This window comes from Streptococcus halitosis, from assembly GCF_023147855.1.
GTDB lineage: Bacteria > Bacillota > Bacilli > Lactobacillales > Streptococcaceae > Streptococcus > Streptococcus halitosis_B.
Genome location: NZ_JAHXOP010000001.1, coordinates 575,979 through 598,839, shown reverse-complemented (window position 1 = coordinate 598,839; position 22,861 = coordinate 575,979). Strand labels below are relative to the sequence as shown.

Below are 22,861 nucleotides of genomic sequence, written 5' to 3'. Positions count from 1 at the left end.
TGGAGTAGGCATCATGTCTTCCAGTAAAGAATATTTAGATTTTATTCTCGAACAGCTATCAGAGCTAGAGGAGATGAGTTATCGTCCAATTATGGGAGAGTATATTCTTTATTATCGTGGAAAGATTATTGGAGGAATCTACGATAATCGTCTGTTACTGAAGCCTGTGAAGCTGGTCTTGGATCAGCTGGGACAGACTAGGCTTGAACGTCCTTATGAAGGAGCTAAGGAGATGATTTTGATAGAAGACATTGAAGATAAGTCATGTCTAACGAGATTAATCAAGGAGATGTATGAAGTCTTACCGGCTCCAAAAGTCAAAAAGAAAGCCTGACAAGTTTACTTAGTATAAATAAGCATAAAAGCTCGATAAGGGCTTTTTCTTATAGTTTCAGACTATAAGGTCTATTAGTCAAGAAATGTTAGAATGACAAGGTATTTTTTGCTATAATAGAAGATATCTGATAGAAAAGGGAAGAGATATGGCACAGATTATTGATGGGAAGGCTCTTGCAGCTAAGTTACAAGGACAGTTGGCTGAAAAGACGGCCAAACTAAAAGAAGAAACAGGTCTAGTTCCAGGGTTGGTAGTGATTTTGGTGGGGGACAATCCTGCCAGCCAAGTCTACGTTCGCAATAAGGAACGGTCAGCTCTTGCTGCTGGCTTCCGTAGTGAAGTAGTGCGAGTTCCAGAGACCATTACCCAAGCGGAATTGTTAAACTTGATTTCCAAATACAATCAAGATCCAGCTTGGCATGGGATTTTGGTCCAGTTACCTTTGCCAAAACATATTGATGAAGAGGCAGTTTTATTAGCCATTGACCCCGAAAAAGACGTGGATGGTTTTCATCCTCTAAACATGGGTCGCCTCTGGTCTGGTCATCCAGTTATGATTCCTTCAACACCAGCAGGAATTATGGAGATGTTTCATGAGTATGGGATTGAGTTGGAAGGTAAAAATGCGGTTGTTATCGGTCGTTCAAATATCGTTGGAAAACCGATGGCTCAGCTTCTTTTAGCCAAGAATGCGACTGTGACCTTGACCCACTCACGGACCCATCATCTTGCCAAGGTGGCTGCAAAGGCGGATATTCTTGTGGTTGCAATCGGTCGCGCTAAGTTTGTGACTCCAGACTTTGTCAAACCTGGCGCGGTTGTCATTGACGTTGGGATGAACCGAGATGAAAACGGCAAGCTTTGTGGAGATGTTGATTATGATGCCGTTGCACCACTTGCCAGTCACATCACACCTGTACCGGGTGGAGTTGGTCCTATGACCATTACTATGCTGATGGAGCAAACCTATCAGGCAGCGCTTCGAACACTAAACAAGGACTAGGAAGATGAAATTCGTATTTGATCTGGATGGGACACTATCTTTTGACTACATGACCATAGATGAGGAGATTCAGCAGGTTCTTTTAAAGGCTGAAGACTACGGGCATGAGGTTGTGTTTGCCTCAGCTCGCTCTTATCGGGATTGTTTGGGTTTATTAGGTTCTGAACTCAGTCAGCGCTTGGTCATAGGGTTGAATGGTGGTGTAGCCTATCATTTGGGAAAGGCTATCTTCGAAAGAAATCTCGATGCTAGAGTTTATCAGGCGCTAGTGGATTATTGCCAGACTTATAATCTCCCTTTCTTTGTAGATGATTGCTTTGACTATAGCGGTCAGATTGTGGAAAAGATTCCATTTATCTCCAGTGTAGATCCCCTAAAGGTAGCTCGACATCAGAAACTCGAGGACTTAGGGACTCCGATTAAGGTAGTCATCTATATGGGTGAACATGAGGATTTGCTTGATGATCTGCTTGGTCAGCTAGAAAGACTAGGACAGGCTCATCTCTCCTATCATGCCCATGAAAAGTGCCTTTATGTCAACCCCTTGGATACTCATAAGGCGACAACTGTTGAAAAATTATGTGGGGAGAACTTCATCGCTTTTGGAAATGACCAAAACGATATTGAACTATTTAAAACGTCTCTCTATTCTGTCCAGATAGGAGATTTTGCTGGTCTTAGTCCATATGCAGATGACACGTTAGAGCTAAAAGGAGCTCCTTCTCCAGCAGTAGCAGCTAAAATCTTACAGACCTTTGCGGAATTTAAGGGAAAATAGATAGAAGGAGGTTTGCCCCTCCTTTTGTAGTATAATAGAGTGAGAGGGAAAAAACGATGAAAGTGATTGATCAAGCTTTATTAGAAAAAGTTATTATTGAACGTTGTCGTCACAGCCATAAGGGAGATTACGGTCGCCTGCTCTTGCTGGGAGGAACCTATCCCTATGGGGGAGCTATCATCATGTCCGCCATTGCAGCAGTTAAAAGTGGGGCAGGTTTGGTGACTGTTGGCACGGATAAGGAGAATATTCCAGCCCTGCACAGCCACTTACCTGAGGCCATGGCTTTTTCTCTTCAAGACCAGCAATTGTTAAAAGAACAGTTGGAAAAGGCTGAAGTTATCTTGTTAGGTCCGGGTTTGCGAGAGGATGCATTCGGAGAAGAACTCGTAAAACGGGTCTGTGAGAGCCTTAGAAAAGACCAGATTTTGATTGCAGACGGCGGTGCTTTGGGCATCTTAGCAAAAGGACAGTTACCATTTCCTTCTAGTCAGGTCATCCTAACTCCCCACCAAAAGGAATGGGAAAGATTGTCTGGTATAGTTCTTGACCATCAAAATACAGAGACGACTGCTAGTGCTCTTTCAGCTTTTCCTCAAGGGACGATTCTAGTCGAGAAGGGTCCAGCAACTCGTATCTGGCAAGCTGGTCAGTCCGAATATTATCGGTTACAGGTTGGAGGCCCCTATCAAGCAACTGGTGGAATGGGAGATACTCTTGCTGGGATGATTGCAGGATTTACAGGTCAGTTTCATCAAGTCAGTCTCTATGAGAGAGTGGTGGTAGCGGCTTACCTTCATTCAGCTATCGCGCAAGAACTAGCTCAAGAAAACTATCTTGTCTTGCCAACAGAAATTAGCAAGCTACTTCCGAAAGCAATGAAAAAAATATCTCAAAAAGGCAGCTAATACCCTGGTTGTCTTTTTATGTTGATGTAGCTTTGTTAATAAGGTTTTCAAATACCTCAGAACCAGCAATCAACTGCTGAACTTACAAGAAATTCTCACTTTTAAGGTCTTGATTTTTAATCAAGCTCGCAAGTAAAGCTAGATTGTTATCAAAGTTGAGGGGTGTCAAATCATGCTTTTTTTGATATAATTTTTAATGATGAATGCGAGAAATGATCGGTATGTGGTCGTTGATTTAGAGGCGACCAGCACCGGAAGCAAGGCAAAAATTATTCAAGTAGGCATTGTGGTGATTGAGAATGGTGAAATTATTGATCAGTATGCGACTGATGTCAATCCTCACGAACCCTTGGATTCTCATATCAAAGAATTAACGGGTCTGACCGATCAGCGTTTGGCTGTGGCACCAGAATTTTCTCAGGTGGCTGGAAAAATTTTTGAATTGGTTAAGGACGGTATTTTTGTTGCGCACAATGTACAGTTTGATGCTAACCTTCTTGCAGAATTTCTCTTTTTTGAAGGATATGAATTGCGTACACCACGGGTGGATACAGTTGAGCTTGCCCAAGTTTTGTATCCTCAGTTTGAAAAGTATAACTTAGGTATCCTTTGTCAAGAGTTGGGCATTGAGCTGGAACATGCCCATACTGCCCTGTCAGATGCTCAAGCAACAGCTGAACTCTTGCTTTACATGCGTCAAAAACTATTTGAGTTACCAAAAGGGCTCCTAGAAAGCTTATTAAACCTTGCAGACAACCTTCTCTATGAAAGTTATCTGGTGATTGAGGAGGTCTATCAGCAACAATCTCTCTTGTCTTCGCCAGACTTGATGGAACTTCATGGGCTTTTCCTCAGAAAGGAAAGCAAAGCCTTAGTCCCACGAAAGTTATCCAAAGACTTTGCTAAAAACACTTCTTTATTGGGGTTGGAGGAGCGTCCACAGCAGCTGGATTTTGCGGAGAAGGTTGAGCAATTATTGGAAGAACACCAGACTTCCTTTATCCAAGCCCAAACGGGACTGGGCAAGACTTATGGTTATCTCCTCCCAGCTTTGAACTTGGAGAGTCAAGCAGGTATCTTAGTGAGTGTTCCGACCAAAATTCTTCAAAATCAAATCATGCAAGAAGAAGGTCAGCACTTAAAAGAGGTCTTCCATCTGGAAATTCATAGTCTCAAGGGGCCTCAAAATTACTTGAAATTGGATGCCTTTCACCAAATTCTCTATCGATCAGAGTCCAATCGCCTTTTCACACGATTTAAAATGCAACTGCTTATCTGGCTAACAGAGACAGAGACAGGTGACTTGGACGAAATCGGGCAACTTTATCGCTATCAGCATTTTCTGCCAGAACTATTCCACGATGGCAAGCTTTCAAAGAAAAGTTTATTTGCTACAGAGGATTTTTGGAAACGAGGGCAGGAAAAGGCCAAGACAAGTCGTGTTCTTCTGACCAATCATGCCTATCTGGTCACTCGTTTGGAAGACAATCCCGAGTTTGTTGACAACCGTTTGGTGATTTTGGATGAAGCTCAAAAAATGCTGCTAGCTCTTGAAAATCTAGCCCAGCAGGCTTATCGCCTTGAGGAACTTGTAACCCAGCTTGATAAGTCCTTGGAGACAGAGGAAGATTTGGTTCAGAAGCGCTTGCTTGAGAGTATCGGCTTTGAATGTCGATACTTGATAGAGCACTATCAGTCAGGCCTTAAGAATGGAAAGTGGTTGGATTCTCTTGAACAGTTGCGCCAGCATTTCTCGGAGTTAGCTCTACCAGAGTATCGAGAAATTGCAAACTTTTTCATGTCGGACCGTGAATTTTGGCTTGCTACAGCAGAGAAATCGAGCAAGGATGTCTTGATTTGTTCAAGTAAAAAAGGCCGCTTTATACTAGCAGACTTATTGCCAGAAGATTGCAGGCTCCTAGGAGTATCGGCTACTCTTGAAATCAGCAATCGGGTTTCCTTAGCAGATTTATTGGGATTTCCGGATGCTCCACTTGTTAGGCTTGATGTAGCAAAACAGGAGCAACAAGAAGTCTTTCTAGTCAATGATTTTCCTCTTGTGACAGAAGTTTCGCCTGCTGACTATGCTAGTGAAGTGGCTTCTGTTATCCGAAGGTTACAAGCCTTTCAAAAACCCATACTGGTCTTGTTTACCTCAAAAGAGATGTTGCTGGCAGTTTCAGACCTGCTCGACCAACCGCATCTAGCTCAGTATAAAAATGGGGAACCAAGCCAACTGAAAAAACGTTTTGAAAAAGGCGAACGTCAGATCTTGCTTGGAACAGGTAGTTTCTGGGAAGGGGTTGATTTTTCAACCCATCCTTGCGTGATTCAAGTGATTCCGAGATTGCCTTTCCAAAACCCCCAAGAACCCTTAACCAAAAAATTAAACCAAGAACTGCGTCAAGAAGGAAAAAATCCTTTCTATGATTATCAGTTGCCGATGACTATCATTCGGCTAAAACAAGCCCTGGGTCGTACTGTTAGACGGCCCAACCAAGGTTCGGTTGCTGTAATCTTAGACAGTCGTGTTGTCAGCAAGCGTTACGGCAAACAAATCGCTCAGACCTTGTCAAAAGAAAGGGCTGTTCAGGTTCTTTCTAGAGAACGGATAGAGCCTGCTGTAGCTGATTTTCTCCAATCCCGTCGCAATAGAATGAAAGAAAAAAGGTAAAAAATATGAAACGTTCCTTCGACTCTCGAGTCGATTATAGCCTTCTCCTGCCAGTGTTTTGTTTACTGGTGATTGGAGTAGTAGCCATTTATATAGCAGTTAGTCATGACTATCCAAATAATGTGTTACCAATACTAGGCCAGCAAATCGCTTGGATTTCCTTGGGCCTTGTCATTGGTTTTGTGGTCATGTTCTTCAATACGGAGTTTTTATGGAAGGTGACTCCCTATCTTTATGGTCTAGGGCTAGCTTTGATGGTCCTACCTCTTGTTTTCTACAATCCGAGTTTGGTAGCTTCTACAGGTGCCAAAAACTGGGTATCAATTGGTGGAACGACACTTTTCCAGCCATCGGAGTTCATGAAGATTTCCTATATCTTGATGTTGGCTCGAGTCATCGTACAATTCACGCAAAAACACAAGGAATGGCGACGGACTATTCCCTTGGATTTCCTATTGATTGGTTGGATGATTGCCTTTACCATCCCAGTCTTGATCCTCTTAGCCCTACAAAGTGACTTAGGGACTGCCTTGGTCTTTGTAGCTATTTTTGCAGGCATGGTTCTCCTTTCAGGTGTTTCGTGGAAGATTATCATTCCTGTTTTTGCGACAGGAGTGACTGCAGTTGCAGGTTTTATGGCCATCTTTATAAGCAAGGATGGACGTGCCTTCTTGCATCAGATTGGAATGCCAACCTACCAGATCAACCGCATCTTGGCTTGGCTCAATCCCTTTGACTTCGCGCAAACAACGACTTACCAACAGGCGCAGGGACAAATTGCGATTGGAAGTGGTGGCTTGTTTGGGCAAGGTTTCAATGTGTCCAATCTCCTCATTCCAGTACGTGAGAGTGATATGATTTTCACGGTGATTGCTGAGGATTTTGGCTTCATTGGTTCGGTTTTTGTCGTTGCCTTGTACTTACTTCTCATCTATCGGATGTTGAAGATTACTCTCAGGTCAAATAACCAGTTCTACACCTACATTTCGACTGGTTTTATCATGATGTTGCTCTTCCATATCTTTGAAAATATCGGTGCCGTGACAGGCTTGCTTCCTTTGACAGGGATTCCTCTGCCTTTCATTTCTCAAGGGGGCTCCGCAATTATTAGTAACCTCATTGGTGTTGGTCTCCTTTTGTCTATGAGTTACCAGACAAACCTAGCGGAGGAGAAAAGTGGAAAAGTTCCATTCAAACGAAAGAAAGTCGTCCTAAAACAAATCAAATAAGGAGGCCACTATGGCAAAAGTAGCAGTTATTTTAGCCCAGGGTTTTGAAGAAATCGAAGCCTTGACAGTAGTCGATGTCTTGCGTCGAGCAAACATTTCTTGTGATATGGTAGGATTTGAAGAGCAGGTGACAGGGTCACATGGCATTCAGGTAAAAGCCGACCATATCTTTGATGGCGATTTGTCCGACTATGACTTGGTCGTTCTTCCAGGGGGCATGCCAGGCTCAGCTCACCTACGAGACAATCAAGCCCTCATTTCACAGATTAAAGCCTTTGATCAAGCAGGAAAGAAAATTGCAGCCATCTGTGCAGCTCCAATCGCCCTCCATCAAGCAGGTGTCCTGAAAGACAAGCACTTTACTTGTTATGACGGAGTTCAGGAGCAAATTACTGATGGAATTTATCAAAAGCAAACAGTGGTTGTTGATGGCAATCTAACAACCAGCCGAGGACCGTCAACTGCCCTTGCCTTTGCCTATGAGTTGGTAGAGCAGTTGGGAGGAGATGCCGAAAGTTTACGAGTGGGCATGCTCTATCGAGATGTCTTTGGAAATCAACAGTAAGACGAGAGTTCGGCTCTCGTTTTTGCTTGGAAAAATCTAGGAAATCATCGCTTTTTTCATAAAAAAATGGTATAATGAAGGGTATGAAATATCACGACTATATATGGGATTTAGGTGGTACCCTATTGGATAATTATGAGACTTCTACAGCAGCCTTTGTAGAGACCTTAGCCCAATACGGAATAGAGCAAGAACACGACCGTGTTTACGAAGCCTTAAAGGTTTCGACAGCTTTTGCCATTGAGAAGTTTGCCCCAGACATCGAGAATTTTTTAGAAAACTACAAAGATAATGAAGCGCGTGAGCTAGAGTATCCAGTTTTGTTTGAAGGGATTCCAGAACTACTCAAAGACATTTCTGACAAGGGTGGCCGTCATTTCTTAGTTTCTCATCGAAATGACCAAGTTCTAGAACTTCTTGCAAAGACTCAGATAGCTGACTATTTCACAGAAGTCGTGACTGCCAGTTCCGGTTTCAAACGAAAACCAGATCCTGAGTCCATGATTTATTTACGTGATAAATATCATATCTCATCCGGTTTGGTCATTGGAGACAGGAATATTGATGTAGAAGCAGGGAAAGCTGCCGGCTTAGATGCCTATCTTTTTAAAAACGTTGTGACACTGAGACAAGCAATAGACATGTAAGAAAAGGGAAAAAATGACAGAAGAAATCAAAAATCAACAGGCACAGGATTATGATGCCAGCCAAATTCAAGTTTTGGAGGGGTTGGAGGCCGTTCGTATGCGTCCAGGTATGTATATTGGGTCGACTTCAAAAGAAGGCCTTCACCATCTAGTCTGGGAAATCGTTGATAATTCAATTGATGAAGCCCTGGCAGGATTTGCCAGTCATATCCAAGTCCTTATTGAACCAGATAATTCCATCACCGTTGTGGATGATGGACGTGGTATTCCTGTTGACATTCAGGAAAAGACAGGACGTCCTGCCGTTGAGACCGTCTTTACTGTTCTTCACGCTGGAGGAAAATTCGGCGGTGGCGGATACAAGGTATCAGGTGGATTGCACGGTGTGGGTTCATCAGTAGTAAATGCCCTCTCAACTCAACTAGATGTTCGGGTTCATAAAAACGGAAAAATTTATTATCAAGAATACCACCGTGGGAATGTCGTTGCTGATCTTGAAGTGGTTGGAGATACGGATAGAACCGGAACAACAGTTCACTTCACACCAGATCCAGAGATTTTTACAGAAACAACAATTTTTGACTTTGAAAAATTAAATAAACGTATTCAAGAACTAGCCTTTTTGAACCGAGGGCTTCGAATCTCCATCACAGATAAGCGTGAAGGTCTTGAACAAAGCAAGCATTACCACTATGAAGGTGGGATTGCTAGTTACGTTGAATATATCAACGAGAACAAGGATGTTATCTTTGACACACCAATCTACACAGACGGTGAGATGGATGATATCACAGTTGAAGTAGCCATGCAGTACACAACCGGTTACCACGAAAACGTCATGAGTTTCGCCAATAACATTCACACCCATGAAGGCGGAACGCATGAGCAAGGTTTCCGTACAGCACTGACGCGTGTTATCAATGATTATGCCCGCAAAAATAAGCTGCTAAAAGACAATGAAGACAACCTAACGGGGGAAGATGTCCGTGAAGGCTTGACTGCAGTTATCTCAGTTAAGCATCCAAATCCACAGTTTGAAGGACAAACCAAGACCAAACTGGGCAATAGTGAAGTGGTTAAGATCACCAATCGCCTTTTCAGCGATGCCTTCTCTGATTTTCTCATGGAAAATCCACAGATTGCCAAACGCATCGTGGAAAAAGGAATTTTGGCTGCCAAAGCTCGTGTGGCTGCCAAGCGTGCACGTGAAGTCACTCGTAAAAAATCTGGTTTGGAAATTTCCAATCTTCCAGGAAAACTAGCAGACTGTTCTTCAAACAACCCAGCTGAAACCGAACTCTTCATCGTCGAAGGAGACTCAGCTGGTGGATCAGCCAAATCTGGTCGTAACCGTGAGTTCCAGGCTATCCTTCCAATTCGTGGTAAGATCTTGAACGTTGAAAAGGCTAGCATGGATAAAATTCTTGCTAACGAAGAAATTCGGAGTCTCTTCACAGCCATGGGAACAGGATTTGGCGCAGAATTCGATGTTACTAAGGCTCGTTACCAAAAACTCGTTTTGATGACCGATGCCGATGTTGATGGAGCCCACATTCGAACTCTCTTGCTAACCTTGATTTACCGCTACATGAAACCAATCCTAGAAGCTGGTTATGTTTATATTGCCCAACCACCGATTTATGGGGTTAAAGTTGGAAGTGAGATCAAAGAATACATCCAGCCAGGTACAGATCAAGAAATTAAACTCCAAGAAGCCTTAGCACGTCATAGTGAAGGACGCTCAAAGCCAACCATCCAACGTTATAAGGGGTTGGGAGAAATGGATGACCACCAATTGTGGGAAACAACCATGGACCCTGAACATCGCTTGATGGCGCGTGTTTCAGTAGATGATGCTGCTGAAGCAGATAGAATCTTTGATATGTTGATGGGCGATCGGGTAGAACCTCGTCGCGAATTTATCGAAGAAAACGCTGTTTACAGTACACTTGACGTCTAAAAAATGTGGGAAATAGTTCCCTTGGTTTAAAAAATATGATATAATCATTACGATTGTTTCTAGTATAAAAGGAGTTTGATATGTCTAATGGACAACTAATTTATCTAATGGTTGCGATTGCGGTCATTTTGATTTTAGCTTATGTAACAGCCATTTTTCTACGTAAGCGTAATGTAAGCAGATTAACGGCGCTTGAAGAAAGAAAAGAAGAACTCTACAACCTTCCTGTAAATGATGAGGTTGAAGCCGTTAAAAACATGCACTTGATTGGTCAAAGTCAGGTAACCTTTCGTGAATGGAATCAAAAATGGGTTGATTTATCTCTGAACTCATTTGCAGACATCGAAAATCACCTCTTTGAAGCTGAAAACTACAATAATTCTTTCCGTTTCTTTAAAGCAGCTCACAAGATTGATCAAATTGAAAGCCAGATTAGTTTGATTGAAGAGGATATTGCAGCTATTCGCAATGCCCTTTCCGAACTTGAAAAGCAAGAATCTAAGAATAGTGGTCGTGTCCTACATGCTTTGGACTTGTTTGAAACCCTTCAACATACCGTTGCAGAAGATTCAGAGAAATATGGGAAAGCTCTTCCTGAGATTGAGAAACAATTGGAAAACATCCAATCGGAATTCTCTCAATTCGTTACCCTTAACTCATCAGGTGACCCAGTTGAAGCTGCAGCAATCTTAGATGATACTGAAAATCATATTCTTGCTCTAACGCATATTGTTGATCGGATTCCAGCTCTTGTTGAAACCTTGACAAAGGAATTACCAGATCAATTAGCAGATTTGGAAGAAGGCTATCGCAAGTTGTTGGATGCCAACTACCACTTTACTGAAACAGATATTGAGTCACGTTTCCAACTTTTGCATGAATCTTTGAAGAATAATCAAGAAAACATTCGTCAGTTGGAGTTGGACAATGCAGAGTATGAAAATAATCGCATTCAAGAAGAAATCAACGCACTTTATGATATTTTCACTCGTGAAATTGAGGCTCAAAAAGTCGTTGAGAATCTCCTCTCAACACTTCCAACCTATCTCAACCACTTGAAAGAAAATAACCAGGTGCTTGTTCAAGATCTTGAACGCCTGAATAAAACTTATCTTCTTCCAGAAAGTGATGGAAATCATGTTCGCCGACTTCAAGAAGAATTAGCTGCACTTGATACTGCTATTTTAGAAGTAACAGAGGATCAAAGAGAATCTGCTCAAGCCTATTCTGTTCTTGAAGAACAGTTGGAAATGCTTCAAAGCAATCTCAAAGATATTGAAGATGAGCAAATTTCTGTGAGCGAACGACTTGCGCAAATTGAAAAAGACGACCTCAATGCTCGCCAAAAAGCAAATGTCTATGTGAATCGTTTGCACACCATCAAACGTTACATGGAAAAGCGAAACTTACCAGGAATCCCTCAAAGTTTCTTGAAACTCTTCTTTACTGCAAGTCATAACACTGAAGATTTGATGGCGGAGCTAGAACAACCGCAGGTTAATATTGAATCTGTTAAGCGAATTCTTGAAATTGCAACGAATGATATGGCAGTACTTGAGACAGAAACATACGATATTGTTCAATATGCAACCTTGACTGAGCAACTTCTCCAATACTCAAATCGCTACCGTTCATTTGATGAACGCATCCAAGAGGCTTTCAACGAAGCACTTGAAATTTTTGAGAAAGAGTTTGACTATCGGGCATCATTTGAGAAGATTTCTCAAGCATTGGAAGTTGCAGAACCAGGAGTTACAAATCGTTTTGTGACTTCATATGAAAAAACACGTGAAGTGATTCGCTTTTAAAATAGAAGCTTAGAGAACTCTAAGCTTTTTTTATTTTTTGAAATGGAGCTAGATTACCTGTTTATCATTGAAATAATAGCTTTGATTTGATATGATGGAAATATGAAGAAAAATATGAACCGTGTTTCTCACGATAAAAAGAGAAGGTTATTGCTTTCCTTTGTTGGGATCTTAGGAATCGCTATGATTCTTTTGGGAAGTGCCATTGGCTACAAGGTTCTACAAAAGCAATCTTATGAACAAAAAATTGAAGCGCTAAAAAGCGAAAAGGATCAGCAATTCAACTCAGGTAGTCAGAGGGACCATTTCCGAAAAGGGCAAGCGGAGGTGATTGCCTACTACCCTCTGCAAGGAGAGGAAGTTATTGCGTCTATTAGAGAAAAAATCAACCAAGACATCAAAGAAAATCTAGAAGATAAAGAGGATCTGGTCTTTTATTATACTGAGCAGCTGGATCCTGTCTTAAAGGGAGTTGTTGCTCGTAATATTGGCAAGCAAGTCTACGATTTATCTGCATCAAAGGTTGAAGAAAAAGAAAAGACTTCTTTAGGAAAAATTTTCTTGACTGAAGATGGGAAAGATTTTGACCTTAGTAAACTTTTTAAAGATGCAAGCAAGGCTAAGGAACTCTTACTAAGTCAAATCAAATCAACTCTAGAAGATAAGAAACTTGACCAGATAAAAATTGATCAGGTTGTAAAAAACTTCACAGATCAGGATTTGGCATCTTGGAGTTTTGATTATAAGGATAGTCAAATTATCCTTTATCCTGCTAATTCTGAAGAGACTGTTGAAGAAATTGCTTTACCAATATCCAGTTTCTTTGATGTCATTGAGTCCTCTTATCTATTAGAAAAGGATGCTGAGCTTTATCAAGCTTACTTTGCCAAGAAAAATAAAAAGGTTGTAGCCTTGACCTTTGATGATGGTCCAAATCCTACTACAACTCCACAAGCCTTGGATACCCTGGCTAAGTACGGTGTAAAAGCAACCTTCTTTGTACTTGGAAAAAACATAGCAGGAAATGAAGATCTTCTGAAACGAATGAAATCGGAAGGTCATGTTGTGGGAAATCATAGCTGGGATCACCCTATCCTTTCTAAATTATCCCTCGAAGATGCTAAAAAGCAAATCACTGATACAGAAGATTTGTTGACTCAAGTTTTAGGATCAAGCTCTAAACTGATGCGCCCACCTTATGGTGCCATCACTGATGATATTCGAAATAGTCTTGACTTGAGTTTTATCATGTGGGATGTGGATAGTTTAGACTGGAAGAGTAAGAATGAAGCTGCTATTTTGACAGAAATTCAACACCAAGTTCGTAATGGTTCTATCATTCTCATGCATGATATCCATGGTCCTTCTGTTAATTCTCTACCAAGTGTCATTGAGTATTTAAAGGGTGAAGGGTATACATTTGTGACTGTTCCTGAATTGCTCAATTCTCGCTTGAAGGCTCACGAGATCTATTACGATCGTGATCAATAATTGTTAAAATCTAAAGGAGCAAGTGTTCTGATAATCAGGATTTTGTTTCTTTAGATTTTCTTCACATAGAAAGGAAAAACGATGAAATCTTACACCCTTAATAATGGAGTTTCCATTCCTGTACTAGGATTTGGAACATGGAAAGCTGAAAATGGAGAGGTAGCCTATCAAGCCGTTTTAGAAGCCTTAAAGGCTGGTTATCGTCATATCGATACTGCAGCTATCTATAAAAATGAGGAAAGTGTTGGTCGTGCTATTCGAGATAGCGGTATTCCACGACAAGAAATCTTTGTAACGACCAAACTCTGGAATACCAATCACAGCTATGAAGAAACTCGCCAAGCATTTGAAGAATCAATGGAAAAACTGGGATTGGATTATCTAGATTTGTACCTTATCCATTGGCCAAATCCAAAACCTTTAAGAGAAAATGACGAATGGAAAACTCGCAATGCCGATGTCTGGAGAGCGATGGAGGACCTGTACCAAGAAGGTAAAATTCGTGCTATCGGCGTTAGTAATTTCCTTCCCCATCATTTGGATGACTTACTTGAGACAGCAAGAATCATCCCAGCGGTCAATCAGGTACGCTTGGCACCAGGAGTTTATCAGGAGGAAGTGGTTGACTACTGTAAAGAGAAAGGAATCCTCTTAGAGGCATGGGGACCATTTGGGCAAGGGGAGTTGTTTGACAAGACAGAAGTCCAAGAAATTGCTGCTAAGCATGGGAAATCAGTTGCTCAAATTGCCTTGGCTTGGAGCTTGGCAGAAGGATTTTTACCCCTACCTAAGTCAGTGACAGCCTCTCGCATCCAGAGCAATCTTGACTGTTTTGAAATTGAACTCAGCAAAGACGAGCGAGAAGTCTTAAAGACAATTTCAGTGACTTCGGGCGCACCTCGTGTGGATGAGATGGATTTTTAGTTTGTGAAATCTGTTTATACCGAAATAACAAAGACTAGGAATTTTAAATCCTAGTCTTTTTGTGTATAAAAAATCTAAATTATTTGTATAATAAAATAGTTTTATAAATTGAAATAAATGAACAAGTTTAGAAAATGTTGCTTTGATAGAACAAATAACACGAACGATAAAACTAAATAAGAACATTACATACGCAAATATTACATTTTTGTGACAATTCAGATTTTTATGAAAATTTTTGATTATTTGCGTTATAATGGGTATACTTTAAAGAAAAAGGAGATTATTTATGGATAGACGACAACGTTTTTCATTACGGAAATACAAATTTGGTCTTGCTTCAGTTTTATTGGGAACTGCTTTGGTTTTTGGAGCAAGTCAAGTTAATGCCAATGAGCAGAGTACAGGTGAAAATCAAGCCCAAACTCAGGCAATCAAGACAGAGCTAAAAGACGATAAGCACTCAAACTCTTCAACTGACCAAACCAATACTAATGTGATAGCTCCAGTAGTTGGAGAGAAACAAGAAGCTGAAACTTCTAAAGAGGATGCTAGTAAACAAGATGCTAAGGTAGAAACTTCGGTTGATAAAACTGCTGAACCCCAAGAATCAGGAAAAGATAGCACAGTTGCAAATGAAGAAAATCAAGGTGTCGTTCAAAAAGAAACAACAGTAGCTACCAGTCCAGCGCCTGCTACTGAGAAGGCTTCTAACATAGAGAACAAAGAGGCTCAAGCAACGACAGCCCCTAAAACTACTGGAGAAACAGCAAGTACTGAAAAAGAACAAGAAAAAGCTGAGTCTGCAAAACCCAATAGTATTTCAAGTAATGATATCATCACAGTACCGAAAACTTGGAAGGCTGGTTACAAGGGGACAGGGACCGTTGTTGCCATTATTGACTCAGGGCTTGATTTGAATCATGAGGTTCTTCGAATTTCGGATCCGTCAAAAGCAAAATTTAAAAACAAGGAAGCCATCGAAGCAGCTAAAAAGGCTGCTGGAATCGATTACGGTAAATGGTATAGCGATAAGGTTGTCTATGCCTATGACTACTTTGACGGAACGGATAAGATCAAAGAAGCAGAAAGAACTTCTCATGGGATGCACGTAACAGGGATTGCTGCTGGAAACCCTGATAAAGAAGCACCAAATGGTGAAAAGGTCTATGGTGTGGCGCCAGAAGCCCAAGTCATGTTTATGCGTGTCTTTTCAGATCGCCAAAAAACGACCAGTTCTGCCCTTTATGTAAAGGCGATTGATGACGCAGTTGCCTTGGGAGCAGATGCCATTAATATGAGTTTAGGCTCTAGCACTGGTTCTATGGTCGATGCTGGTTCTGATATCGTGGATGCCATCAAACGGGCTCGTGCCAAGGGAGTTTCTGTTCTTATCTCAGCAGGAAATAGCAATACATTCGGAAATGGTTATTCAAAACCATTAGCTGAAAACCCAGACTATGGCTTGGTTGGAAATCCATCCACTGTTGAGGATTCGATTTCAGTTGCTTCTGTCAACAATAAAACATTGACGACAGCGGTTTTTGAAGTCAAAGGTCTAGAGGGAAATTCCGGCCTTCATAACGGAAAATTTGATTATAATCAACCTGAAGCAGATAAGGACTTTGAAAAAGGAAAAGAGTACGAATACGTCGAAGCAGGGTTAGGTCGTGAAGAAGACTTTGCGAAGTTGGATTTAACTGGGAAACTTGCCCTCATTCAGCGTGGAGCCATGAACTTTTCAGAGAAGATCAAAAATGCACGAAAACACGGTGCAGTTGGTGCTTTAATCTACAATAATGTAGAAGGTGCAAACATCAATATGGCTATTGATGATGAAGCAAAGAAAATTCCTTCAGTATTTATTTCTAAACAGTATGGTGAAGCCTTAAAATCAGGAAACTACAAGATTGTTTTTAATGACAAGATGGATAATCGCCCTTCGGATGTAGCCAATCAGCTATCTGACTTTTCAAGTTGGGGAGTGACCACCGATGGACAATTGAAACCGGATGTGACAGCTCCTGGTGGCAATATCTACTCATCCTTTAATGACAATACCTATGGTAGTATCAGCGGAACCAGTATGGCGGCTCCTCACGTTACGGGTGTTGCAGTTCTGGTTAAGGAATACCTTCAAAAACACCATCCAGAATTGACTCCTGAGCAAGTATCAGAGACTGTCAAGGCCTTGATCATGTCAACTGCAAAACCACATGTTAATAAGGAAACAGGCGCTTATACCTCTCCTCGTCAGCAAGGTTCTGGTATTGTGGATACTGCTGCTGCAGTTTCAACCGACCTCTACGTAACGGGTGAAAATGGTTATCCAAGCGTGACTTTGGGAAATGTTGGAGATCAATTTACTTTCAAGGTCACTGTACACAATATTTCAGATACTGACCGTACTCTCAAGATGGTAGTGAATACCAATACAGACGAAGTCCAAGATGGAAAATTCACCCTTCGACCTCGAAAACTAACGGAGACAGTCTGGCCAGAAGTAACGGTCAAAGCCCACAGCAGTCAAACAGTCACTGTTAAAGTGGATGCTCGAAAATTTGCTACTGAACTCAGCAAACAAATGCCAAATGGCTATTTCCTTGAAGGGTTTGTTCGCTTTGTAGATCCAGCAGATGATGGGGATATTGTTAGTCTTGCATTTATGGGCTTCCGAGGTGAATTCCAAAATCTTCCTGCTGTCGAAAAACCAATTTACAACCTTGTTCGAGAAGGGAAAAACGGATTTTACACGGAAATAGACAAGGAAAATCCTGCCGTTAACTACTCTAATGATGCCACCTATCTCGCAACCTTGCAAAATGACCTTCTAGTATCTAAAGGTCAACGCCAAGGCCGCCGAATTACCGTTCTGGGGATCGAACAAAATGCTGAAGGTAAGCATGTTCTTCAGTTGGACGAAAAAGGGAATATCCGTATTGCCATTTCTCCAAACGATGATGGAAACAAAGACCTGGTTGAATACAAAACGGTTGCTTTGAGAAATCTTGTAAATCTTCGGGCTACAGTTTATGCTGCTACGGATACCAAGCATGAACATCCTATTTGGGAGGGCGATGCAAAGGATCTCCGTAAGAATTATTTTGATGGAGACAGTAGAAATCTGAAGAGTTATATTCTAGATAATACTGCTTGGAGAGGTCAGGATTTTGATGGTAATACTGTTGCGGATGGTTTATATAACTATGTTATCAGTTATACACCAGACGTTCCAGGAGCAAAAGAACAATACACGACCTTTAAAATTCAAATTGATACTCAAAAACCTGTCATCACAAGTGGTTATATTCGCTTTAAAGATGGAAATCAAGAATTCGTAGCTCGCAAACCAAAAGATGTTGGTCAAGGTGGTATTCTTTCAGAAAAAGTTTTCTATATCACACCATTTGACAAGAAAGGGACCATGGTTCTAACTGGAAAGGACCAGTTTGGAACGCGTGCGCTTGAGAACACCCATCTGATTAAGGCCAATGCTGACGGTAGTTATACACTTCCTAAGAATGTTGACAAGGCTAATATTTACTATCTTGTTGAGGACTATGCAGGAAATGTAGACTATATCTCACTTGCTGAACTTGTCCGCGATCAAAATAGTGGTCGAGTTAAAATTGCCTTGAAGGATGCAAAAACAAACCAAGATATTGATACCCTCTATGTCTATCGAATCAAAAATAGCGAGGGGCAATATGTTGATGTTGACAAGACAAAAGCGATTCATTTCTTACAGTTTGGTCATTATACAGCAGAAATTTTCAGTTATGACCGAACAGAATTGAAATTTATCAGTGCCTTGTCCCAAGAGTTCGACTTGACGGAAGAAAATAGTTTCCAAACCATTACCTTCCTGGCGAATCTCCTAGAATATGCACCTGTGTCTGTTTCCTTCAATCAAGCAGTTCCAAAGACGACTACTGTGGTTCTGAAAGGAGAAGATGGGACAAGTATCACTCTTCCTGCTGAAAAATACGGTCAATACGCCTTTGGTAAGAAAGTTGCTACAGGTCGTTATACTGTACAAGTCACCTTGCCAACTGGATATGAACTCCTTGAAGATCTCGTTTCCTTGCTCGTTCAGCCGGGTCGAAATAATGCTTTGCGTCTATCTATTGTGTCTAAGTTGGCCTTGCTTGCTGCGGTAAATCAACAAAAAGAACTGGTAGAAACGTCTCGTTACTTTAATAGTAGTGCAGATAAGAGAAAAGCTTATGACCAAGCTTTCCAAGTGGCGCAGTCAGCCTTGTCAAGCAAGTTGAAGCAAGAATTGATTGATGGCGTTCTCGCTAGTCTTGAGGCTGCTGGTAAAGCTTTGAATGGAAAAGATTCGAACGTGGCTGCCTTGAAAGAAGCTATGAAAGCTTACTACGCAACGACTAAAACTGGACGATATGCTAATGCCAAGGAAAAAGTACGTCGAGCTTATGATCGTGCCTTCCAAGAAATCGCCTTACTAGCTGTAGATCCTAAAGTCAAACAGGATCAAATTGACCAATCTCTCATTGCCCTAGCGACGGCTAAAAGCAAATTAAATGGCAAAGCTACTGACTTCTCTAGTCTGAAGAAACTGGTCAAGGATGAACGCCTTTTCCAAGAAAAGAATGCGAGATTTATCTATGCAGACAAGAAAGAAAAAGCAGCCTATCTTCTAACTTTTAAAGAGGCACAGGAACTCCTTAATGATCCAGGAGTGAGCCAAGAAGATGTCAAAGATGCCATTACAGCATTTAAACAAGCCAAGAGAAATCTACATGGCAAAAAACCAAAAGCAAGAAGACATCCTTAAACAGGAGTTTCTGAAGCTTTACTATTAAATGAATCTGGAACTTTGTTTTCAGATTCATTTTTGGTTTACACTAGCTAGAAAATCTGCTATAATACTAGCTAGGAAAGAAAGTCTTATTGCGTTTTTCAAGCGAGCTTGGGGTAGTGGGAGCCAAGTAGAACAAGGTAAGAAACTGGCGCTTTCTGTCGTATTTTTAAAAACAATGAAGTAATAAATTAGGGTGGAACCGCGTTTCTGACGCCCCTAGGTCACAGACTTAGGAGCAAAGACACGGTTCTTTTTGTATCCAAAGTCATAAGAATTTATAAAAAAGGAGTAAACAATGTCTAAAAAATTGACTTTCCACTGCGTCAGTGGCAGAGACCTCCTTACAGTCGGACTGCCCCACGCTCAGCACTAGAGTGCCTGAGCTAGACGCAGTACTAACTCGTCTTGCCTCGTATAATCGACAAGGCAGACTCGTGTCGCAAAAAATCATTTTTTATTAAGGAGTAAACAATGTCTAAGAAATTAACATTTCAAGAAATTATTTTGACTTTGCAACAATTTTGGAATGACCAAGGTTGTATGCTTATGCAGGCTTATGATAATGAAAAAGGTGCGGGAACGATGAGCCCTTACACTTTCCTTCGTGCTATCGGACCTGAGCCATGGAATGCGGCTTATGTAGAACCATCACGTCGTCCTGCTGACGGTCGTTATGGAGAAAATCCTAACCGTCTCTACCAACACCACCAATTCCAAGTGGTCATGAAGCCTTCTCCATCAAATATCCAAGAACTTTACCTTGAGTCTTTAGAAAAATTGGGAATCAACCCTTTGGAACACGATATTCGTTTCGTTGAGGACAACTGGGAAAATCCTTCTACTGGTTCAGCTGGTCTTGGATGGGAAGTCTGGCTTGATGGGATGGAAATCACTCAGTTCACTTACTTCCAACAAGTTGGTGGATTGGCAACTGGCCCTGTGACTTCGGAAGTTACCTATGGTTTGGAACGTTTGGCTTCTTACATTCAAGAAGTGGACTCTGTCTATGATATCGAGTGGGCCGATGGCGTAAAATATGGAGAAATTTTCATCCAGCCTGAGTACGAGCATTCAAAATATTCATTTGAAATTTCGGACCAAGAAATGTTGCTTGAAAACTTTGATAAGTTTGAAAAAGAAGCTGGTCGTGCATTAAAAGAAGGATTGGTTCACCCTGCCTATGACTATGTTCTCAAATGTTCACATACCTTTAACCTGCTTGATGCGCGTGGTGCCGTATCCGTAACCGAGCGCGCTGGCTATATCGCTCGTATCCGTAACTTGGCCCGTGTCGTAGCCAAAACCTTTGTCGCAGAACGCAAACGCCTAGGCTACCCACTTTTGGATGAAGCAACACGAGCTAAACTCTTAGCAGAAGACGCAGAATAGTAAGTAATACTGTGCTCTAAAATCGTTAAAGGCAAGTCGAAGACTTGCTAGAGGGATATGCACCGCCGTACTGTTATGTGGGGATTTTTGAAACCTTGGGTTCAAAAATCAGTCAGCTAAATCCACTTTGATGAGACTGTTGGAAATCTTAGTTTATTTGGTATAAGATTTCCTTACAGACTCACAAAAGTTAGTTAGCGACGTCCCCAGTACTAAGGTGCATATCAAAAAAAGATTGAAGAAAATGTAAAGGAAAAAACATGACAAAAAACTTATTAGTAGAACTCGGTCTTGAAGAGTTACCAGCCTATGTAGTAACTCCAAGTGAAAAACAACTAGGTGAAAAAATGGCAGCCTTCCTCAAAGAAAATCGTCTTTCCTTTGAAGCCATTCAAACCTTCTCAACACCACGCCGTTTGGCTGTTCGTGTGACTGGTCTTGCAGACAAACAGTCTGATTTGACAGAAGATTTCAAGGGACCAGCAAAGAAAATTGCCTTGGATAGTGATGGAAACTTCACCAAAGCAGCTCAAGGATTTGTCCGTGGAAAAGGCTTGACAGTTGAAGATATTGAATTCCGTGAAATCAAGGGTGAAGAATATGTCTATGTTACCAAGGAAGAAGTGGGCCAACCAGTTGAATCCATTGTTCCAGGTGTAGTAGACGTCTTGAAGTCACTAACTTTCCCTGTCAGCATGCACTGGGCTAACAACACCTTTGAATACATCCGCCCTGTACACACTTTGACAGTTCTCTTGGACGAGCAAGAGTTTGATTTGGATTTCCTTGATATCAAGGGCGGTCGTGTGAGTCGCGGCCATCGTTTCTTGGGACAAGAAACTAAGATTCAGTCAGCATTGAGCTATGAAGAAGACCTTCGTAAACAATTTGTAATTGCGGATCCTCGTGAACGTGAGCAAATGATTGTTGATCAAATCAAAGCAATCGAAGCTGAACATGGTGTACGTATCGAAATTGATGCTGACTTACTGAACGAAGTCTTGAACTTGGTTGAATACCCAACTGCCTTTATGGGAAGTTTTGATGCCAAATACCTTGAAGTTCCAGAAGAAGTTTTGGTGACTTCGATGAAGGAGCACCAACGCTACTTCGTTGTTCGTGATCAAGACGGAAAACTATTGCCAAACTTCATTTCAGTCCGTAACGGAAACGCAGAGCATTTGGAAAATGTCATCAAGGGGAATGAAAAAGTCTTGGTAGCACGCTTGGAAGATGGAGAATTCTTCTGGCGTGAAGACCAAAAATTGGTGATTTCAGATCTTGTTGAAAAATTGAACCATGTGACCTTCCATGAAAAGATTGGTTCCCTTCGTGAACACATGATTCGTACAGGTCAGATTGCCGTCCTTTTGGCGGAAAAAGCTGGTTTATCAGTGGATGAAACGATTGATCTTGCCCGCGCAGCATCCATTTACAAGTTTGACTTGTTGACAGGGATGGTTGGTGAGTTTGATGAACTCCAAGGAATTATGGGTGAGAAATATGCCCTTCTTGCTGGGGAAACCTCAGCAGTTGCGGCTGCTATTCGTGAACACTACATGCCTACATCAGCCGAAGGAGAACTTCCAGAGAGTAAGGTTGGAGCCATTCTAGCTATTGCAGACAAATTGGATACGATTTTGAGTTTCTTCTCAGTAGGTTTGATTCCATCAGGTTCTAATGACCCTTATGCCCTTCGTCGTGCAACTCAAGGTGTAGTTCGTATCTTGGATGCTTTTGGTTGGCACATTGCTATGGATGAGTTGATTGATAGCCTTTATGCTTTGAAATTTGATAGCTTGACTTATGGAAATAAAGCAGAGGTCATGGACTTTATCAAGGCTCGTGTTGATAAGATGATGGGTTCTACTCCAAAAGACATTAAGGAAGCGGTCCTTGCAAGTTCGAACTTTGTCGTGGCGGATATGTTGGAAGCAGCAAGTGCTCTTGTAGAAGCAAGCAAGGAAGAAAACTTCAAACCGTCTGTCGAATCTCTCTCTCGTGCTTTCAACTTGGCTGAGAAAGCAGAAGGATCTGAAACAGTTGATCCTGCTCTCTTTGAAAATGAAGAAGAGAAAGCCTTGGCGGAAGCAGTAGAATCACTCGTTTTATCAGGGACTGCAAGTCAGCAATTAGAACAACTCTTTGCGCTTAGTCCAGTTATTGATGCTTTCTTTGAGAATACTATGGTAATGACCGATGATCAAGATATTCGTCAAAATCGATTGGCTGTTTTGTCGCAATTAACCAAGAAAGCAGCTAAACTTGCACGCTTTAACCAAATCAATACCAAGTAGACTCTCTATTAAACGAACTGTAT

Annotated in this window: 15 protein-coding genes; all 15 read left to right on the top strand. The window is 41.4% G+C overall.

Annotated features, from left to right (window positions below; genetic code table 11):
- The first annotated feature begins 13 nt into the window (after positions 1–13).
- Positions 14–334, top strand: coding sequence for a TfoX/Sxy family protein (locus KZX55_RS02970; protein ID WP_045617434.1), 321 nt, complete (start codon positions 14–16; stop codon positions 332–334).
- A gap of 148 nt (positions 335–482) precedes the next feature.
- Entirely contained in the window at positions 483–1,340 is an 858-nt protein-coding gene (locus tag KZX55_RS02965) for a bifunctional methylenetetrahydrofolate dehydrogenase/methenyltetrahydrofolate cyclohydrolase (protein ID WP_248023947.1), read from the top strand.
- Positions 1,341–1,344: 4 nt separating this feature from the next.
- Positions 1,345–2,118, top strand: coding sequence for an HAD hydrolase family protein (locus KZX55_RS02960; RefSeq protein WP_248023944.1), 774 nt, complete (start codon positions 1,345–1,347; stop codon positions 2,116–2,118).
- Positions 2,119–2,174: 56 nt separating this feature from the next.
- Complete coding sequence (locus tag KZX55_RS02955) at positions 2,175–3,026, top strand: NAD(P)H-hydrate dehydratase (RefSeq protein WP_248023942.1); 852 nt, start codon at positions 2,175–2,177, stop codon at positions 3,024–3,026.
- Positions 3,027–3,225: 199 nt separating this feature from the next.
- Positions 3,226–5,700, top strand: coding sequence for a bifunctional DnaQ family exonuclease/ATP-dependent helicase (locus KZX55_RS02950; protein WP_432654199.1), 2,475 nt, complete (start codon positions 3,226–3,228; stop codon positions 5,698–5,700).
- A 5-nt stretch (positions 5,701–5,705) separates the two neighbouring features.
- A complete protein-coding gene (locus tag KZX55_RS02945; protein WP_007517506.1) occupies positions 5,706–6,929 on the top strand; it encodes an FtsW/RodA/SpoVE family cell cycle protein in 1,224 nt (407 codons plus the stop codon).
- Positions 6,930–6,939: 10 nt separating this feature from the next.
- Positions 6,940–7,494, top strand: coding sequence for a DJ-1 family glyoxalase III (locus KZX55_RS02940; protein ID WP_248023919.1), 555 nt, complete (start codon positions 6,940–6,942; stop codon positions 7,492–7,494).
- 83 nt (positions 7,495–7,577) lie between these two features.
- Positions 7,578–8,141: an HAD-IA family hydrolase gene (locus KZX55_RS02935; protein WP_279586244.1), complete on the top strand. Its 564-nt coding sequence runs from the start codon at positions 7,578–7,580 to the stop codon at positions 8,139–8,141.
- Between the two features lie 13 nt (positions 8,142–8,154).
- Complete coding sequence (gyrB, locus tag KZX55_RS02930) at positions 8,155–10,101, top strand: DNA topoisomerase (ATP-hydrolyzing) subunit B (protein WP_248023905.1); 1,947 nt, start codon at positions 8,155–8,157, stop codon at positions 10,099–10,101.
- An 80-nt stretch (positions 10,102–10,181) separates the two neighbouring features.
- Positions 10,182–11,909: a septation ring formation regulator EzrA gene (ezrA, locus tag KZX55_RS02925; protein ID WP_248023902.1), complete on the top strand. Its 1,728-nt coding sequence runs from the start codon at positions 10,182–10,184 to the stop codon at positions 11,907–11,909.
- Between the two features lie 102 nt (positions 11,910–12,011).
- Positions 12,012–13,400 carry a peptidoglycan-N-acetylglucosamine deacetylase PgdA gene (pgdA, locus tag KZX55_RS02920; protein WP_248023899.1) on the top strand — a complete coding sequence of 463 codons (1,389 nt, stop codon included), beginning with the start codon at positions 12,012–12,014 and terminating at the stop codon, positions 13,398–13,400.
- Between the two features lie 81 nt (positions 13,401–13,481).
- The gene (locus KZX55_RS02915) at positions 13,482–14,324 is read left to right on the top strand and encodes an aldo/keto reductase (RefSeq protein ID WP_033584989.1); all 843 of its coding nucleotides are present in this window, start codon (positions 13,482–13,484) and stop codon (positions 14,322–14,324) included.
- 289 nt (positions 14,325–14,613) lie between these two features.
- Positions 14,614–19,125, top strand: coding sequence for a S8 family serine peptidase (locus KZX55_RS02910; RefSeq protein ID WP_248023878.1), 4,512 nt, complete (start codon positions 14,614–14,616; stop codon positions 19,123–19,125).
- A 498-nt stretch (positions 19,126–19,623) separates the two neighbouring features.
- Complete coding sequence (gene glyQ / locus KZX55_RS02905) at positions 19,624–20,541, top strand: glycine--tRNA ligase subunit alpha (RefSeq protein ID WP_000038747.1); 918 nt, start codon at positions 19,624–19,626, stop codon at positions 20,539–20,541.
- A gap of 260 nt (positions 20,542–20,801) precedes the next feature.
- Positions 20,802–22,838, top strand: coding sequence for a glycine--tRNA ligase subunit beta (glyS, locus tag KZX55_RS02900; RefSeq protein WP_248023875.1), 2,037 nt, complete (start codon positions 20,802–20,804; stop codon positions 22,836–22,838).
- The last annotated feature ends 23 nt before the right edge of the window (positions 22,839–22,861 follow it).

Bases quoted from the DNA above. Each gene is read 5' to 3' on its own strand.
- KZX55_RS02960 (WP_248023944.1), top strand. From the start codon at position 1,345: ATGAAATTCGTATTTGATCTGGATGGGACACTATCTTTTGACTACATG.
- gyrB (WP_248023905.1), top strand. From the start codon at position 8,155: ATGACAGAAGAAATCAAAAATCAACAGGCACAGGATTATGATGCCAGC.
- KZX55_RS02940 (WP_248023919.1), top strand. From the start codon at position 6,940: ATGGCAAAAGTAGCAGTTATTTTAGCCCAGGGTTTTGAAGAAATCGAA.
- KZX55_RS02970 (WP_045617434.1), top strand. From the start codon at position 14: ATGTCTTCCAGTAAAGAATATTTAGATTTTATTCTCGAACAGCTATCA.
- KZX55_RS02950 (WP_432654199.1), top strand. From the start codon at position 3,226: ATGAATGCGAGAAATGATCGGTATGTGGTCGTTGATTTAGAGGCGACC.
- KZX55_RS02965 (WP_248023947.1), top strand. From the start codon at position 483: ATGGCACAGATTATTGATGGGAAGGCTCTTGCAGCTAAGTTACAAGGA.
- KZX55_RS02915 (WP_033584989.1), top strand. From the start codon at position 13,482: ATGAAATCTTACACCCTTAATAATGGAGTTTCCATTCCTGTACTAGGA.
- KZX55_RS02910 (WP_248023878.1), top strand. From the start codon at position 14,614: ATGGATAGACGACAACGTTTTTCATTACGGAAATACAAATTTGGTCTT.
- KZX55_RS02945 (WP_007517506.1), top strand. From the start codon at position 5,706: ATGAAACGTTCCTTCGACTCTCGAGTCGATTATAGCCTTCTCCTGCCA.
- pgdA (WP_248023899.1), top strand. From the start codon at position 12,012: ATGAAGAAAAATATGAACCGTGTTTCTCACGATAAAAAGAGAAGGTTA.
- glyS (WP_248023875.1), top strand. From the start codon at position 20,802: ATGACAAAAAACTTATTAGTAGAACTCGGTCTTGAAGAGTTACCAGCC.
- KZX55_RS02955 (WP_248023942.1), top strand. From the start codon at position 2,175: ATGAAAGTGATTGATCAAGCTTTATTAGAAAAAGTTATTATTGAACGT.
- glyQ (WP_000038747.1), top strand. From the start codon at position 19,624: ATGTCTAAGAAATTAACATTTCAAGAAATTATTTTGACTTTGCAACAA.
- KZX55_RS02935 (WP_279586244.1), top strand. From the start codon at position 7,578: ATGAAATATCACGACTATATATGGGATTTAGGTGGTACCCTATTGGAT.
- ezrA (WP_248023902.1), top strand. From the start codon at position 10,182: ATGTCTAATGGACAACTAATTTATCTAATGGTTGCGATTGCGGTCATT.